The following is a 13684-nucleotide window of genomic DNA, read 5'->3' as shown; positions in this document are numbered from 1 at the left end:
TCAGAAGTGGGTGAGCGCGCGTGGCGAAGCTGCTGTTCCGCCTTGGCCGGTGGTCCTATCTGCGCCGATGGATCGTCATCGGCGTATGGCTCGCCATCGTCGCCGCCGTCGGCGGTGCATCGCTGAGTATCCAGAAGGGGTACAACGACCTCTTCAGTATCGGTGGGGTGCCCTCCCAGCACGCCACCGAGATGCTCGTGGAGGAGTTCCCCGGAACCCCCAATCCCGTCGAGGCCGCCAGCGTCGACCTTGTGTTCCGCACGCCTGACGGCGAAACCCTCACGGACGAGGACAACCACGAAGTCGTCGACGAGGTCCTCGCGTCCGTCAGGGACAACGTCGACGACCTGGCGGACCCTGAGTCGCTGGCCAACCCGGTGGAGGCCAATGAGCAGCAGACGGACCTGGTCATCGGCACGTCCACGGACATGGGCCTGCCACGTGAGGTCGCTGAGGCCGATGCCGCGAACGTCGCCACGCTGAGTCCCGACGGGCGCACGGGGGTGTCGTCCTTCTCCTTCGACGTCGATCTTCCCGCGGACGTCACGGACTCCGACAAGGAGGCCGTCAACGAGGCGCTCGACATCGCACGCGATGCCGGTCTCGAGGCGGAGGCCGGCGGTGCCGGCTTCGGCGACCCCATTGCCATCGAGCCGATCAGTGAGGTCATCGGCCTCTTCGCCGCCTTCGTGATCCTGCTCATCGCCTTCGGATCCATTGTCGCCGCGGGTATGCCCCTGATCAGCGCGGTCGTCGGCGTCGGCATCGGTGCACTGGGGATCACGGGCGCCACGGCGTTCGTGCCGCTGAACAACATCACCCCGGTGCTCGGCATCATGCTCGGCCTGGCCGTCGCCATCGACTACGCACTGTTCATCATGAGCAGATACCGGGATGAGCTACGCAACGGACGATCGCGGACCGACGCGGCCGGGTTGTCCGTGGGAACAGCGGGCTCCGCGGTGGTCTTCGCCGGACTGACGGTGATCATCGCCCTGGTGGGCCTGCGCGTCGCCGACATCGAGTTCCTCAGCTACATGGGTTACGCCGCCGCGGCGACCGTGCTGGTCTCCGTCCTCGTCGCGCTGACCCTGCTGCCCGCCCTGTTCGGGGCATTCGGGGACAAGGTCTTCAGGAAGGACGCGGCGACCGGTGCCAAGGTCCGCGCCGGAATGACTGTCGCCGAGGCAGAGGAGGCCGTGGAAGCGTCCCTTGCTGCAGGGCCGCGGGGCAAGAAGAAAAAGCGTCCGAAGAAGGAGAAGAAGGAGAAGACAGGGCCGACGCTGGGCACGAAGTGGGTGCAGCTCATCCACCGTGCACCGGGCGGATTCCTGCTCGTCGTCGTCGCGTCCCTCATCCTGCTGACGCTGCCGGCGACGAACCTGCAGCTTTCCCTGCCGTCCGACAAGACGTCCCCGGTGGACACCACCCAGCGCAAGTCCGCCGAGTTGATCGAGGAGGGCTTCGGCCCGGGACGGGGTGCCCCGTTCCTCGTGATCGTCAACACCGACGACGTGGATCCGGACGCTCCGTCGCTGGCACCGCTGGTCGACAGCGGGATCGGACCGTCCGAGGCGGCGTTCGTCAACGTCAAGGACCGCCTCGGCAACAATGTCGGTGTGGAGCACAGCCAGCTCATCGCGGCGTCCGAGGACGGTTCGACCGCGCAGATCCTGGTGACCCCGACAACCGGGCCCATCGACGAGCAGACCGTCCAACTGATCCAGCAGCTGCGCGCCGAACAGGAGGCGATCGAGAACGAGACCGGTGTGGACATGGGGATCACCGGGCTCATGCCCATGCAGCAGGACGTGACCGACCGGCTCGCCGACGCCATGCCCGTCTACCTTGCGCTGGTCGTCGGCCTGGCCCTGGTGCTTCTGCTGATGGTCTTCCGCTCGCTGATGGTGCCGGTGATGGCCGCCGCCGGATTCCTGCTCTCCGTCGGCGCAGCCTTCGGTGTGACGGTGCTGTTCTGGCAGGACGGCCTGTGGGGGCTCATCAACTCCCCGGGCCCGCTGATCAGCTTCCTGCCGATCTTCCTGATCGGCGTCACGTTCGGCCTGGCGATGGACTACCAGGTGTTCATCGTGTCCAGGATGAGGGAGAGATACACGCTACGCAGTCACGAAGCGGCGAAGACCAGCAGGTACAACGCCGTGGAGGACTCGGTGATCCACGGCTTCGGTCTGGGCGCCCGGGTGGTCGCTGCGGCGGCGCTGATCATGATCTGCGTCTTCATCTCCTTCATCGCCCAGCCGTTGCCGTTCATCCAGACCTTCGGCTTCGCACTCGGTGCGGCGGTGCTGTTCGACGCCTTCTTCATCCGCATGACGCTGATCCCAGCGCTGATGTTCCTGTGCGGACGTGCCACCTGGTACATGCCGAAGTGGCTGGACAGGATCCTGCCGTCGGTGGACGTCGAGGGTGCGAAGCTGGAGGAGGCCTACGAGTCCGGCGAGATCGAGCGCATCGAGGACGAGGACGAGGACCGGGAAGACAGGGAAGTCGCGGAAACCCCGTCCGCTCAGGCGTAGATCGCCGGTGAGGTCGCACCGCGTTCCGGCACCGGGATCCCCAGGTTCGAGCGCAGTGTCGATCCGTCGTAGTCCTGCCGCAGGGAGCCGCGTTCCTGCAGCAGCGGCACGACCTTGTCCACGAACTCGTCGATGCCGGTGGGCACGACCGGGGAGCCGATGACGAAACCGTCCGAGGCGTCCTGCTGCACGAAGTCGTCCAGCGCCCCGGCGACCTGGGCCGGTGTGCCGACGAAGTCGGGCGCGGCCTGCAGGCCGATGAACGCGTCGCGCAGGCTGAGCCGGTGTGCCCCGGCGTAGTCCCGCAGTTCCCGGACCCGCTCGGTCCGGTCGCCGAGGAAGGTGCGACCGTTGACGTAGCGCGGAGCGTCCAGGTCCGGGCCGAAGGACGGGAACTCCGTCTCGACATCCACGTCCGAGAGATCGCGGTTCCAGATCTGTTCGGCGAGGACCCGCACGGTCTTCGGGGTGTAGGTCTGCTGGACCGTCTCCTCATGCCGCTGGCGGGCCTCGTCCTCGGAATCGCCCAGGACGATGCCGACACTGGGCACGATCTTCACATCGCCGCGCCGGCGTCCCCATCTCTCCACGCGCTCGTTGATGTCGCGGTGGAACGCCGAGGCTTCGGCACGGTCGCGGTACGGGGAGAAGATCAGGTCGGCGTTCGCGGCGGCGAAGTCGCGGCCGTCCGGGGACACTCCGGCCTGGACGATGACGGGGCGCCCCTGCGGACTGCGCGGCACGGTGAACCGCCCGGAGATGTCGAACTGCTGACCATGGTGCTCGAAGGAACCGGGGTCCGCCCGACGCACGAATGTGCCGGAGTCCTTGTCGGCGACGATGTCATCGGCGGCCCAGGAGTCCCACAGTTCCTTGACGGTGCGCACCGTCTCCTCCGCGCGCTGGTAGCGCTGTTCGCGCGGCAGGTAGCCGCCCTTGCGGAAGTTCGCGCCGGTGAAGGTGTCGAAGGACGTCACCACGTTCCACCCCGCCCTGCCACCGGAGAGGTGGTCCAGGGACGCGAACTCGCGGGCGAGCTCGAAGGGTTCGTTGAACGTGGAGTTGATGGTGCCGACCAGCCCGATGTGCTCGGTGACCGCCGCGAGGGAGGCGAGGACGGGCAGGGTGTCGGGGCGTCCGACGATGTCATGGTCGAAGAACTCGTTGCCGTGCTGGCGGATGGCGAGTCCCTCGGCGAGGAAGAAGTAGTCGAACTTCCCCCGCTCCGCGGTCTGCGCGACGTGCCGGAAGGTGTCGAACTCGATCTGGCTCCCGGCCCCGGGCGCCTCCCACAGTGTGTGTTCGTTGACGCCGCCGACGTAGGCGGCGAGGATGATCTGCTTCTTGTCGGTCATGGGTGTGCCTTCCTGGAGTGTGGTGGTCTGTGGTGGTTTACAGCGCGGTGGTGGGAGCGGGGGAGATCTCCCCGGAGTGCCCGGCGTAGCGGCTGGGCACGTCGGTCGGCAGCCCGACGAGCCCGCGGAGCGTGGGATTCTCCGGGTAGCTGTCCCGGGTGAGACCGCGGTCCCGGAGCCGGGGCGCGAGGTCGTCGGCGATGCGGGGGAGATCGTCGGTGAGGACCGCCGGACGCAGGCGGACCCCGTCGTAGCCCACCTCAGCGAATTCCGCGATGATCCCGGCAATGTCGTCGGCGGATCCGGTCACGATTCGGGCCTCGGTCGCCTCGGCCAGTGGCCGGCCGAGGCCGTCGAGGCGTCCGAGCCGGTCGACGGCGGTTTCACCGGTGGGACCGTCGGCGCCGGCGGTCTCGTCAAGCAGGACGACGAGGTCGGCGATGACCTTCAGCGGTTCGCCGGTGCGTCCTGCGGCCTTCTCTGCGGCGTGGACCGCGGCGAGGACCTCGGACGCGTCCCCCGTGCCCAGCGGGGAATCCGGGGTGACGAAGACGAGGTCGGCGGCCCGGGCGGCGAAGCGGTAGGGGATGTCCGCGTGGGCGAGGGCGGCGACGACCGGCTGGCCCTGCGGGGAACGTGGCGTGATCGACGGGCCGCGGACGCTGAAGTCGCCGTTGTCGAAGTCGATGGTGTGCAGCTTGCCGGCGTCGATGAAGCGGTCGGTGACGGTGTCGCGGATCTCGGCGTCGTCCTCCCAGGAGTCCCAGAGTTCGCGGATGACCTCGACCTCGTCCGCCGCGGAGTCGAAGACGGAGGTCAGGGCTTCGGCGAGTTCACTGCCGCCGGGAATGTCGCGGGAACCGAGCGGGTTGCCGGTTCCCAGATGGCTGTACTCCTCGCCGCGGGATGCCACGCGTGGCTGTATTCCGGCCCGACCGTGGCTGGTGAAGTCGAGGGTGGCGATCGCCTTGGACACATGGAAGGGCTCGGTGAGACTGGTGACGACGGTGGGGATGAGACCGATGGACGAGGTGGCCGGGGCAACGCGGGACGCGACCAGGCGCGCGTCCAGGCGTCCGCGGACCTCGTCGGTGCGCTGGTCCGGGTCGAGCCGCCCCGAGGACTGGAGCGCGAAAGTGTCCTCGATGGTGACGAAGTCGAGGAGACCGTCCTCCGCTGTTCTGACGAGGTCGGTCCAGTAGCCGGGGTCGACGAGCCTGTCCGGCTGCGAGGTGGTTTCCCGCCAGGCGGCGGGGTGCCATCCGGCGCCGTCGAGGGCGGCACCGACGATGAATGTGCTGGTGGTGTTGTCTGGCATGTGAATCACCTTGGTGTACGGGAGCGTTGTGGTTCTTCTTTGGGCTGTTGTGCCTGTAGACGGCAGCGTAGGAGCCTCGAACCGACCGCCGGAGGGGAATGACTCGGGGTGAACTTATGTGGATGATCCCGGACGTGTTCCGCCGTTCGATTTGACGAATGGGAGTGGGCGAGGGAGTATGAAAGTGGAAGAGGGGGGTTTCGGAAAGGGATCAGTGGGACGCTGGGATCGTGGGCTGCTGTCACAGGATCAAGCGGTGTACATTGCTGAAGTCTTCCCGCACGTCACCTTGCGGGAAGACCTGTCCTGGGGGTTGACGGACACCCGTGTACTTCACGCAGAATCGGGTGGTCGGGGGATCGTGATCAAGGCTGCGGGAGCAGCGAACAGACACATCAGGCGGGAGATCACCGGGCGTCAGCGTGCGCCCCATGCCTTGGTCGACCACGGTGTTATCGGGTCCATGCTTGCGGCCCGTCGGGACCTGAACGTGGTCGCCGTCGAACATGTGGGAAGGGGTGCTCGCTGAGGGAACGGCGGCGGAATGTGATCCGGCGGTGCACCGACGCGCCGGGGAACTGCTGTCCGCGATCCACGCGGAGGCTGTTCCTGAGGAACTGGACAATCCTGACTACGAGTCGGTGATGACGGACAAGACCCTCACGCTGCTCGACCGTGACCACCGGATAGAGCCGGAGTCGGTGTCGGCGGTCCGGAGTATTCTCAGTGAGTTTGCCGCTGGCGGTGTTGGCCGTGACATGCCTGCACCCCGTGTGATGACCCATGGGGACTGGGATCCGAGGAACTGGCTGGTGGATGGGGGTGTCGTGAGGATCATCGACTTCGGACGTTTCGATGTGCGGACCGCTGAATCGGATCTTGGGCGGCTCTCGGTGCAGCAATGGAGGGGACGTCCCGACCTCGAGGCCGCTTTCCTGGAGGGCTACGGTTCTGATCCGAGGAATCCTCGGACGTGGCCCATCAATCAGATCCGCGAAGCGGTGGGGACGGCGGTCTGGGCCCGCGAGGTGGGGGACGGTGCCTTTGAACAGCAGGGACACCGGATGCTCGCCGATGCCCTCGCGCTTTTCTGAGTCACTGACCATGACTCGATGAACTCAGGAACCGAGTCGGTGGTGGGGAGCATGCGAGTGAGGGCGAGCAGGCGGACGGTGGTCGGGGTGCTCAAAATCTTCTCAGCCAGGGACGCGTGAAAAGCCGGGCAATTTCGGAGACACCGGAACACTCGGGCTTACCGATTTTGCCCGGGTTTTTACGTACGCAGGGGAGGTGCACCGGAAGACGCTGTGTGGAGCGTCACCTGACGACGACGACGATGAGAAGATCGTCGGACCTATCGCCCGCGCAGCTCCGGGGCCTTGTTGGCGTAGTAGCGGCCCAGGAACTCGTCCCGGTACTCCTCGAAGCGTCCCTCCTCGATGGAGGTGCGGATGTTGTTCGTCAGCGTCACCATGAAGTGGATGTTATGCAGCGTGCACAGGGTGCCGGCCAGGAACTCGTGGGCGCGCAGCAGGTGGTGGATGTAGGCGCGCGTGTAGTTCTCGTTGACGTACCCGCCGGTATCCGTGTCGATCGGGATGAAGTCCCGGCGGTGGCGACCGGCCATCAGGTTCAGGCGCCCGTCCAACGTGTAGACCCCTCCGCGGCGCGCGAGCCTGGTCGGAGCGACGCAGTCGAAGGTGTCCGCACCTGCGGCGATGGTGGTGAACAGGTCGTCCGGCTCGGAGATGCCCAGCATGTGCCGGGGTTTGTCGTCCGGCAGCTCATCGGAGACCCAGCCGGCGATGGTGCCCAGGTTCTCCTTCTCCAGGGCGCCGCCAATGCCGAAACCGCCGAAGCCACGGCGTCCTGCGTCCTCCGCCTCCTTCGACAGTTGGACGAGTCCGCTGGCGGCCTTGCGGCGCAGGTCCTCGTACTGCGCACCCTGCACCACACCCCACAGTGACTGCAACGGACGGTGCGTCCTGTCCCGGGTGAGCCGCTCGTGCTCGAGGAGGCAGCGCTCGGCCCAGCGGTGCGTCCTGTCCACGGATTGTTCCTGGTAGAGGCGGGTGTCGATGAGGGTGGTCAGCTCATCGAAGGCGAACATGATGTCCGCGCCCAGGCCGTGCTGGATCTGCATCGACTTCTCCGGGGTGAAGCGGTGGGACGAGCCGTCGATGATGCTCTTGAAATCGACACCGTCCTCATCCACCAGTGCCATGCGCTCCTTCTTCGCCGCGCGGATGTCGCCCTCGGTGAGGTTCGCGACGTCCATCGCGAGCACCTTCTTGAAGCCCACGCCCAGGCTCATGACCTGGAATCCGCCGGAGTCGGTGTAGGTCGGTCCGTGCCAGTTCTCGAAGGCTGCGACGCCACCGGCGGTGTCCACGATGTCCTCGCCCGGCTGCAGGTAGAGGTGGTAAGCGTTCGACAGGACCGCCTCCGCACCGGTGGAACGGACCTGCTCCGGGGTGAGCGTCTTGACCGTGGCCTTCGTGGCGACGGGGATGAAGGCGGGGGTGTGGATGTCGCCGTGAGGGGTGTGGATCACGCCGGTGCGGCCGTGGGCCTTGTCTCCGTCGACGGTCTCCAGCCGGGTGCCGAGCTCGAAAGCGGTGTCGGCGGCAGATTCTGTCATGATTGACCAGTGTATCCGGTGCTCGATGTATCCAGGCATGGCAGTAGCGCTGTGCCGGTCGTCCGCCGAGAGGTAGCGTCCCGTCACGTGTAGTCCCGGTGCGGCTCACCGAGGATGAACTCACCGCGGTGATGAGCCGGCCGGAACGGGAGAACATGAAGAGATCCGAGGTGATACGGGCGGCATTGAGCGACTGGGCACACTCCGCATGATCGTTCGAGTCTCCGCGCTCAAACATGGTTGCCCAGGAGAGGTCATCCACTGTGTGGGGCAGGAAGAAGTATCTGCGTCTACTTCCCCGACCCGGGCAGTAACGTCGGATTCAGGTGTATCTACCCTGGGGAGAGAACGACGTGACAGCGTCGCACAACCAAGGAGGCACACCACCCATGACCACCGCCCGTCAGATCGTCCTGGCCAGTCGGCCCAAGGCCGCACCGCAGCCGGAGAACTTCCGGTTCGAGGACGTCGAACTGCCATCTCTCCAGGATGGTCAACTGGAACTCAAGGTCCGCTACCTCTCCCTCGACCCGTACATGCGCGGTCGGATGAGCGCGGCGAAGTCCTATGCGGAGCCGGTGCCGGTCGACGGGGTGATGACCGGCGAGACGATCGCCGAAGTCGCGCGGTCGGAGCACCCGGACTTCAGCGAGGGCGACCTCGTCCTCGCCCAGACCGGCTGGGTGGACGCCGCCGTGGTCCCCGGCAAGTACGTCCGCAAGCTCAACACCCATGGCGCTCCCGAGACGACCGGACTCGGAATCCTCGGCATGCCGGGTTTCACCGCCTGGTCAGGCCTGAAGTTCATCGGTCAGCCGAAGGCGGGGGAGACTGTGGTGGTCGCCGCCGCGTCCGGGCCGGTGGGAACCATGGTCGGGCAGCTCGCGCAGCTCGCCGGGGCCCGCGCCGTGGGTATCGCCGGCGGGTCCGAGAAATGTGACTTCGTCCGCGACGATCTGGGCTTCGACGCCGTGGTCGACCACCGCGACCCGGACTTCGCCGCGAACCTGAAGGCGGCCTGCCCCGATGGTGTGGACGTGTACTGGGAGAACGTTGGTGGGAAGGTGTGGGACGCGGTGCTGCCGCTGCTCAACCTGTACTCGCGCGTGCCGGTCTGCGGCCTGGTCGCCCAGTACAACACCGGTGGTTTCGGCGACCGTGACCGTCTCCCGGCGACGATGGGGACGATCCTTGCCCAGAGCGTCCTGATCCGTGGGTTCATCCAGACGGAGTTCGCCGGTGAACACTACGACGAGTTCCTGGCGGAGGTCGGGCCGAAGATTGCCGACGGCAGCATCTCCTACCGCGAGGACATCGTGGAGGGATTGGACGCAGCTCCGCAGGCCTTCACTAACATGCTCGACGGCGGGAACTTCGGCAAGCTGCTGGTGAAGGTCAGCTGATCACCGCAGCATCAATGAACCGGCGATAGACCTGCGGCAGATTGGTGGGGATCTCCGCAAGGGGAAACCACCGCACGTCAGAATGTTCGGCGCTGGGTCGGGGAGGCTGGGCGTGGTCCAACCTCGCAGACATCGCAATCAGGGTGACCTGTCGGTCGGGGACTGGGTGCCACAGTTCGGCGCCGATTAGCTCGACTCCAGAAGTCGGTACATCGAGGCCAGATTCTTCCCTGACCTCGCGCACCGCGGTGTCGGCGAGGCTTGTGTCCTCCCGGTCCGGCCACCCGCCGGGCAATTCCCACTCGTTGCGGTCGTTCAATCCGAGCAGGACGTTGCCCCCGGCCAGGAGCACAACCTTCACTGAACTGGGAACCGCGTAGAACCCTGTACCTTCCTCGATCATGGATCCAGGCTACCGTGCGGCACGTCCTCAACTGACCCGCCGACCACCGACGAGCGCGTACAGGAACGGCCACACCGAGACCCCCATCATCGCGATCCCCACAACGGTCACCGACGCGGAGATCAGCACCGCACCGCCGATTGCCAGGCCGACGAACAGTAGCGCCGCCACGATCCGACGGGCAACTCGCTCCAACCGCTTCAGCTGATGCTCGACCTGCGGGGTCTTGACCGACAGGTCGCCGCTCTCCACCACGGAGATCACATGGTCGAGTCGCTCGGGTAGACGTCCCAGCACGCGGAACGTCCCCGCCGCCGTCGTCACTGCCCGTCGTGCCACCTCGACGGCAGAGCCCCCGGCCTGCTCACGCACCAGTTTCGCGGCGAAGGGCTCCACGGACTCCCAGATGTTGAAGGACTTGTCCAGCGAGGAGCACAGTCCCGACAACATCGACACCGCGCGCATGATCAGCAGGAAGTTCTCCGGCAACTGGAACGGCATCGAGCGGATCACATCACGGAAACGGTGCGCGAACTCCTCGAACTCCCGGATGTCCACGTGCTGCAGATCCATCACACCCATCCCGCCGAAGCGGGCGAAGAGCTCGGTCATCGCCTCCTCGAGTTCGGTGACGTCCGCCGTCGGCAGCAGGACGCCCAGGCTCTGCATCGCCTGGACCATGCCGTGGCCGTCCCGCGTCCCGACGGCGATGACCAGGTCGCGCAGCCCCTGCTTCAGGACGTCGTCCACCGTCCCGGTCATGCCGAAGTCGATGAAGGTCAGCCGGAAATCAGCCCCCTCACCGTCGCCGCTGCCCGGCAGTCCGGGCGTGACGAAGATGTTCCCCGGATGCGGGTCGGCGTGGAAGTGACCGTTGTCGAAGAGCTGGGTGAACATCACGTCCGCCAGGCGTCGTGCCACCTGGGCCGGATCGATCCCCGCGGCACGCAGCCTGTCGAGGTCGTTGATCTTGATCGCGGTGACGTCCTGCAGGGTCAGGACGCGCCGGACGCTGCGCTCCCACACGACCCGCGGCACACTGACCCGCGCGTCCTCCCTGAAGTCCTCCCCGAACGAGGACGCCTCGGAGGCTTCATGGAGGTAGTCGATCTCCTCGTAGCTGGTCCGCGCGAACTCCTCGATCAGGCCGGGGACGTCCGCGCGCTGGGAGATGAAGCTGAACCGGGCGAGCCAGCCGGCGATCCTGCGCAGGGCGGCGAGGTCGACCTCGACGATGTCGCCGATGCCGGGGCGCTGGATCTTCACGACCACATCGGTGAATCCGACGTCGTTCGCGTCCTGCGGACGGAGCCGGGCGCGGTAGGCCTGCCCCAGCGAGGCGGCGGCGAGAACGGTGGTGTCGAAGGACGCGAAAGCCCTGTCCAGGGGCATGCCGAGTTCCGACTCGGCAAGGGCCCGCATCTCGGCGGCGTCGACGGCCGGGACCTTGTCCTGCAGTGCGGCGAGTTCCTCGGTGACCCCGGCGGGGAGTACATCGATGCGGGTCGACATGAACTGGCCGACCTTGATCATCAGCCCGCCGAGGTCCGTGGCGAGGTGGCGGAACCGTTCAGCCGCGCGGGTGAAGCGGCGTTCCTGGCCGCGGCGGCTGAGCTTCCGCAGGCCGATGCGTGGCAGGAACAGGTCGAACCACCAGGTCTGCAGCATGAGGACCATGCCGAAGACCATGATGCGCCGGTACCGGGCGCGGAGATGGCGGCGGTTCGGACGCCCCTGCTGTTCGCTCACTCGGTGTCTTCAGCCGTGCCCCCGGTTGGCTCCTCGGCAAGGATGCCGTAGACCTTGCGCCGGGTCTCGTCCAGGAGCGAGGTCACGCGTGCGCGCTGGTCCCCGTCACCGGTGAACGCGGCCTGGTGCACGGCCTGGGCGAGTTTCGTCCCGGCCTTCGGGAGCTCGCCACGTCCCTCCGCTGCTTCAGTGAAACGGCCGAAGGTCGGCCACGGTGGTGTCCAGTCCCCGTCACCGTCGTCGGAATCGATGGTCGTTGCCTCGTCCTGTCCGGCGTCCGTCGCCGAGTAGAGCCTGCGGCCGTCCTGCTCCTCGACGGTGGCGAGTTCCTCGTCCACCAGCAGCTGCAGCGTGGGGTAGACCTCGGCCGGCGAGGGCTCCCAGTCGCCGTCACTGCGGTCGGTGATGGTGCGGATGATCTGGTGGCCGTGCTGCGGCTGCTCGGCGAGGACGGCCAGGATGGCGGTCCGGAGGTTCCGTTCGGGTTCGGCGGTCGGATGGAAGTTGCCGCGGACGGCGTCGACGAAGTCGCGGATTCCGGGGATGTCCTGTGGTGTGCGGGTGGTTCCCATTGCTGGCGCCTCCATGGTGCGTCGGAGAAAAGTGGTGTGCGGTGGTTCAACTGTGCTGTGGATCTCGTGCCCCTCCAACGCTACAACCGTTTCGGGTCGGGGTGCCGCCGGATGTTGCCCAGATCACTGCGCTGCCGGGACGCCCCCGCGATACCCTGGTGGACCATGAGCACCCACACGCCAGGCAATGGCCGCTACGCACCCAGCCCCAGCGGTGACCTGCACCTCGGCAACCTGCGGACCGCCGTCCTCGGCGAGTGGTGGGCGCGGGCGACGGGACGCGGCTTCGTGATGCGCATCGACGACATCGACGCCGCCCGGTCGTCCACGGTCTCCGCCGACCGCCAGCTCGAGGACCTCGCGGCCCTCGGTGTCACCTGGGACGGCGGGATCGCGCGCCAGTCCGACACCCTCGACCGCTACGACGTCGCCCTGGAGCGGCTGCAGGACGATGGCCTGGTCTACGAGTGCTACTGCTCCCGCAAGGACATCCAGGAGGCGTCCCGCGCTCCGCACGCCGTCCCGGGAAGCTACCCGGGCACGTGCCGTGACCTTCCGGAATCGGAACGCTCGCAGAAACGGGAGGCGCTGGCCGCTGAAGGCCGTGTCCCCGCACTGCGGTTGAAGTCGCAGGTCAGTGAGTGGACGGTGCAGGAGCGCTTCGCCACTGTGGCGGAGGACGGGCGCTACACCGGCTCCGTGGACGACATGGTCCTGCGGCGTGGTGGCCAGGGCGGGGAGGGGACGGACTTCGCCTACAACCTCGCTGTGGTCGTCGACGACACCCTCGCCGGGGTCGACCAGGTCGTCCGGGGCGATGACCTGCTCAGCTCTGCCCCGCGCCAGGCCTACCTCGCACACCTGCTGGACCTGCCCGAGGTGGAGTACGTCCACGTCCCGCTGGTGCTGGGACCGGGAGGGAAACGGCTGGCCAAGCGGGACGGGGTGGTGACGCTGCGGGAGATGCCGGGGGAGACCCCCGAAGCGCAGGCGCAGGCTGCCCGGGAGTGGATCGACCGGTCCCTGGGCGACGCCACCGCGGACCACCCGGAACGGCTACCGCACGAACCGGTGACGTGGGAAGGGTAGATCCCCGGGAAGTCAGTCCCCGGGGGTCCGGAGGACCCGACGCCAGTCACCGTCGAGGTTCGGGTCGAGGTCCGGGAGGTCGCCGTCGCCGAGCTTCTCCTCCATTCCCTGCATCATCGCCTGCCTCACCCACCGGGTACTCCCTGACAGGCCCGGGATCGCGGCGAAGTGGAGGCTGGCCATGAGGGGGCGGGACGCCAGCAGGTAGGCCTCGTTCGGTGAGGTCCCGGGACGCAACTCCATCACCGTGTCGACGACTGTGGTGTAGATGCGGATGGAGTCCGGTTCGAAAGGGCCGTAGAAGAGGTAGGTCGTCAGCCCCGGGTGTTCGCCGACGAGGGCGACGGCTCGTTCGCTGATCTCGTCCACGTACCCGGTCCACGTCGTGGCGTCGGTGTCCCAGGAAACGGAGGCGAAGGTGCGGTCGCATGCCTTGCGGTACAGGTCGTCCCGTCCGGACACGTAGTTGTAGACGGTGGCTTCGGCGACACCGACGTGTTTGGCGACCTTGCCGAGGGTGAACCGCTGGAGTCCGATCTCGATTGCCGCGTCCACCAGTGTGTCCAGTGACGTCCTGGCGGGCCGTCCCGCTGCTCGGTGCTGGTTGTCCATGGATT

11 protein-coding genes are annotated in these 13684 nt (G+C 67.0%); 4 read left to right on the top strand and 7 right to left on the bottom strand.

The features are described 5' to 3' along the window. Positions 1-20 precede the first annotated feature (20 nt). On the top strand, positions 21-2537 hold the full coding sequence (locus ACTIL2_RS02570) for an MMPL family transporter (RefSeq protein WP_442335891.1): 2517 nt from the start codon (positions 21-23) through the stop codon (positions 2535-2537). On the opposite strand, the gene ACTIL2_RS02565 is transcribed toward ACTIL2_RS02570, so the two are convergent. Beyond that, the gene (locus ACTIL2_RS02565) at positions 2528-3892 is read right to left on the bottom strand and encodes an NtaA/DmoA family FMN-dependent monooxygenase (RefSeq protein WP_442335890.1); all 1365 of its coding nucleotides are present in this window, start codon (positions 3890-3892) and stop codon (positions 2528-2530) included. The genes ACTIL2_RS02570 and ACTIL2_RS02565 overlap by 10 nt on opposite strands. Before the next feature lie 37 nt (positions 3893-3929). Further along, a complete protein-coding gene (locus ACTIL2_RS02560; protein WP_442335889.1) occupies positions 3930-5210 on the bottom strand; it encodes an LLM class flavin-dependent oxidoreductase in 1281 nt (426 codons plus the stop codon). A 557-nt stretch (positions 5211-5767) separates the two neighbouring features. Between ACTIL2_RS02560 and ACTIL2_RS02555 the strand changes: the two genes are divergently transcribed. Next, positions 5768-6304: a phosphotransferase family protein gene (locus ACTIL2_RS02555; protein WP_442335888.1), complete on the top strand. Its 537-nt coding sequence runs from the start codon at positions 5768-5770 to the stop codon at positions 6302-6304. A 260-nt stretch (positions 6305-6564) separates the two neighbouring features. Here the strand turns inward: ACTIL2_RS02555 and tgt are convergent, their stop codons facing one another. Continuing rightward, complete coding sequence (tgt, locus tag ACTIL2_RS02550) at positions 6565-7851, bottom strand: tRNA guanosine(34) transglycosylase Tgt (RefSeq protein ID WP_442335887.1); 1287 nt, start codon at positions 7849-7851, stop codon at positions 6565-6567. Between the two features lie 389 nt (positions 7852-8240). Between tgt and ACTIL2_RS02545 the strand changes: the two genes are divergently transcribed. Further along, positions 8241-9254 (top strand): NADP-dependent oxidoreductase, encoded by a 1014-nt coding sequence (locus ACTIL2_RS02545; protein ID WP_442335886.1) that lies wholly within the window; start codon positions 8241-8243, stop codon positions 9252-9254. Here the strand turns inward: ACTIL2_RS02545 and ACTIL2_RS02540 are convergent. Genes ACTIL2_RS02540 through ACTIL2_RS02530 form a run of 3 tightly spaced genes read right to left on the bottom strand, consistent with a single transcriptional unit; the run spans position 9247 to position 11978 of the window. Further along, the gene (locus ACTIL2_RS02540) at positions 9247-9657 is read right to left on the bottom strand and encodes an NUDIX domain-containing protein (protein WP_442335885.1); all 411 of its coding nucleotides are present in this window, start codon (positions 9655-9657) and stop codon (positions 9247-9249) included. The genes ACTIL2_RS02545 and ACTIL2_RS02540 overlap by 8 nt on opposite strands. A gap of 27 nt (positions 9658-9684) precedes the next feature. Further along, positions 9685-11406 carry an ABC1 kinase family protein gene (locus tag ACTIL2_RS02535; protein WP_442335884.1) on the bottom strand — a complete coding sequence of 574 codons (1722 nt, stop codon included), beginning with the start codon at positions 11404-11406 and terminating at the stop codon, positions 9685-9687. Then, positions 11403-11978, bottom strand: a complete 576-nt coding sequence (locus ACTIL2_RS02530; protein WP_442335883.1) for a PadR family transcriptional regulator — start codon at positions 11976-11978, stop codon at positions 11403-11405. The genes ACTIL2_RS02535 and ACTIL2_RS02530 overlap by 4 nt, the downstream gene beginning before the upstream one ends. Positions 11979-12143: 165 nt before the next feature. Here ACTIL2_RS02530 and gluQRS point away from each other — a divergent pair, with 165 nt between their 5' ends. Next, positions 12144-13067: a tRNA glutamyl-Q(34) synthetase GluQRS gene (gene gluQRS / locus ACTIL2_RS02525; protein ID WP_442335882.1), complete on the top strand. Its 924-nt coding sequence runs from the start codon at positions 12144-12146 to the stop codon at positions 13065-13067. A 12-nt stretch (positions 13068-13079) separates the two neighbouring features. Here the strand turns inward: gluQRS and ACTIL2_RS02520 are convergent, their stop codons facing one another. Next, on the bottom strand, positions 13080-13679 hold the full coding sequence (locus ACTIL2_RS02520) for a TetR/AcrR family transcriptional regulator (protein ID WP_442335881.1): 600 nt from the start codon (positions 13677-13679) through the stop codon (positions 13080-13082). Positions 13680-13684: the final 5 nt, after the last annotated feature.

It is taken from the genome of Corynebacterium sp. (assembly GCF_052107835.1).
GTDB lineage: Bacteria > Actinomycetota > Actinomycetes > Mycobacteriales > Mycobacteriaceae > Corynebacterium.
Note: the sequence above shows the minus strand (reverse complement) of the source record. Positions and strands in the feature narration are given on the sequence as shown.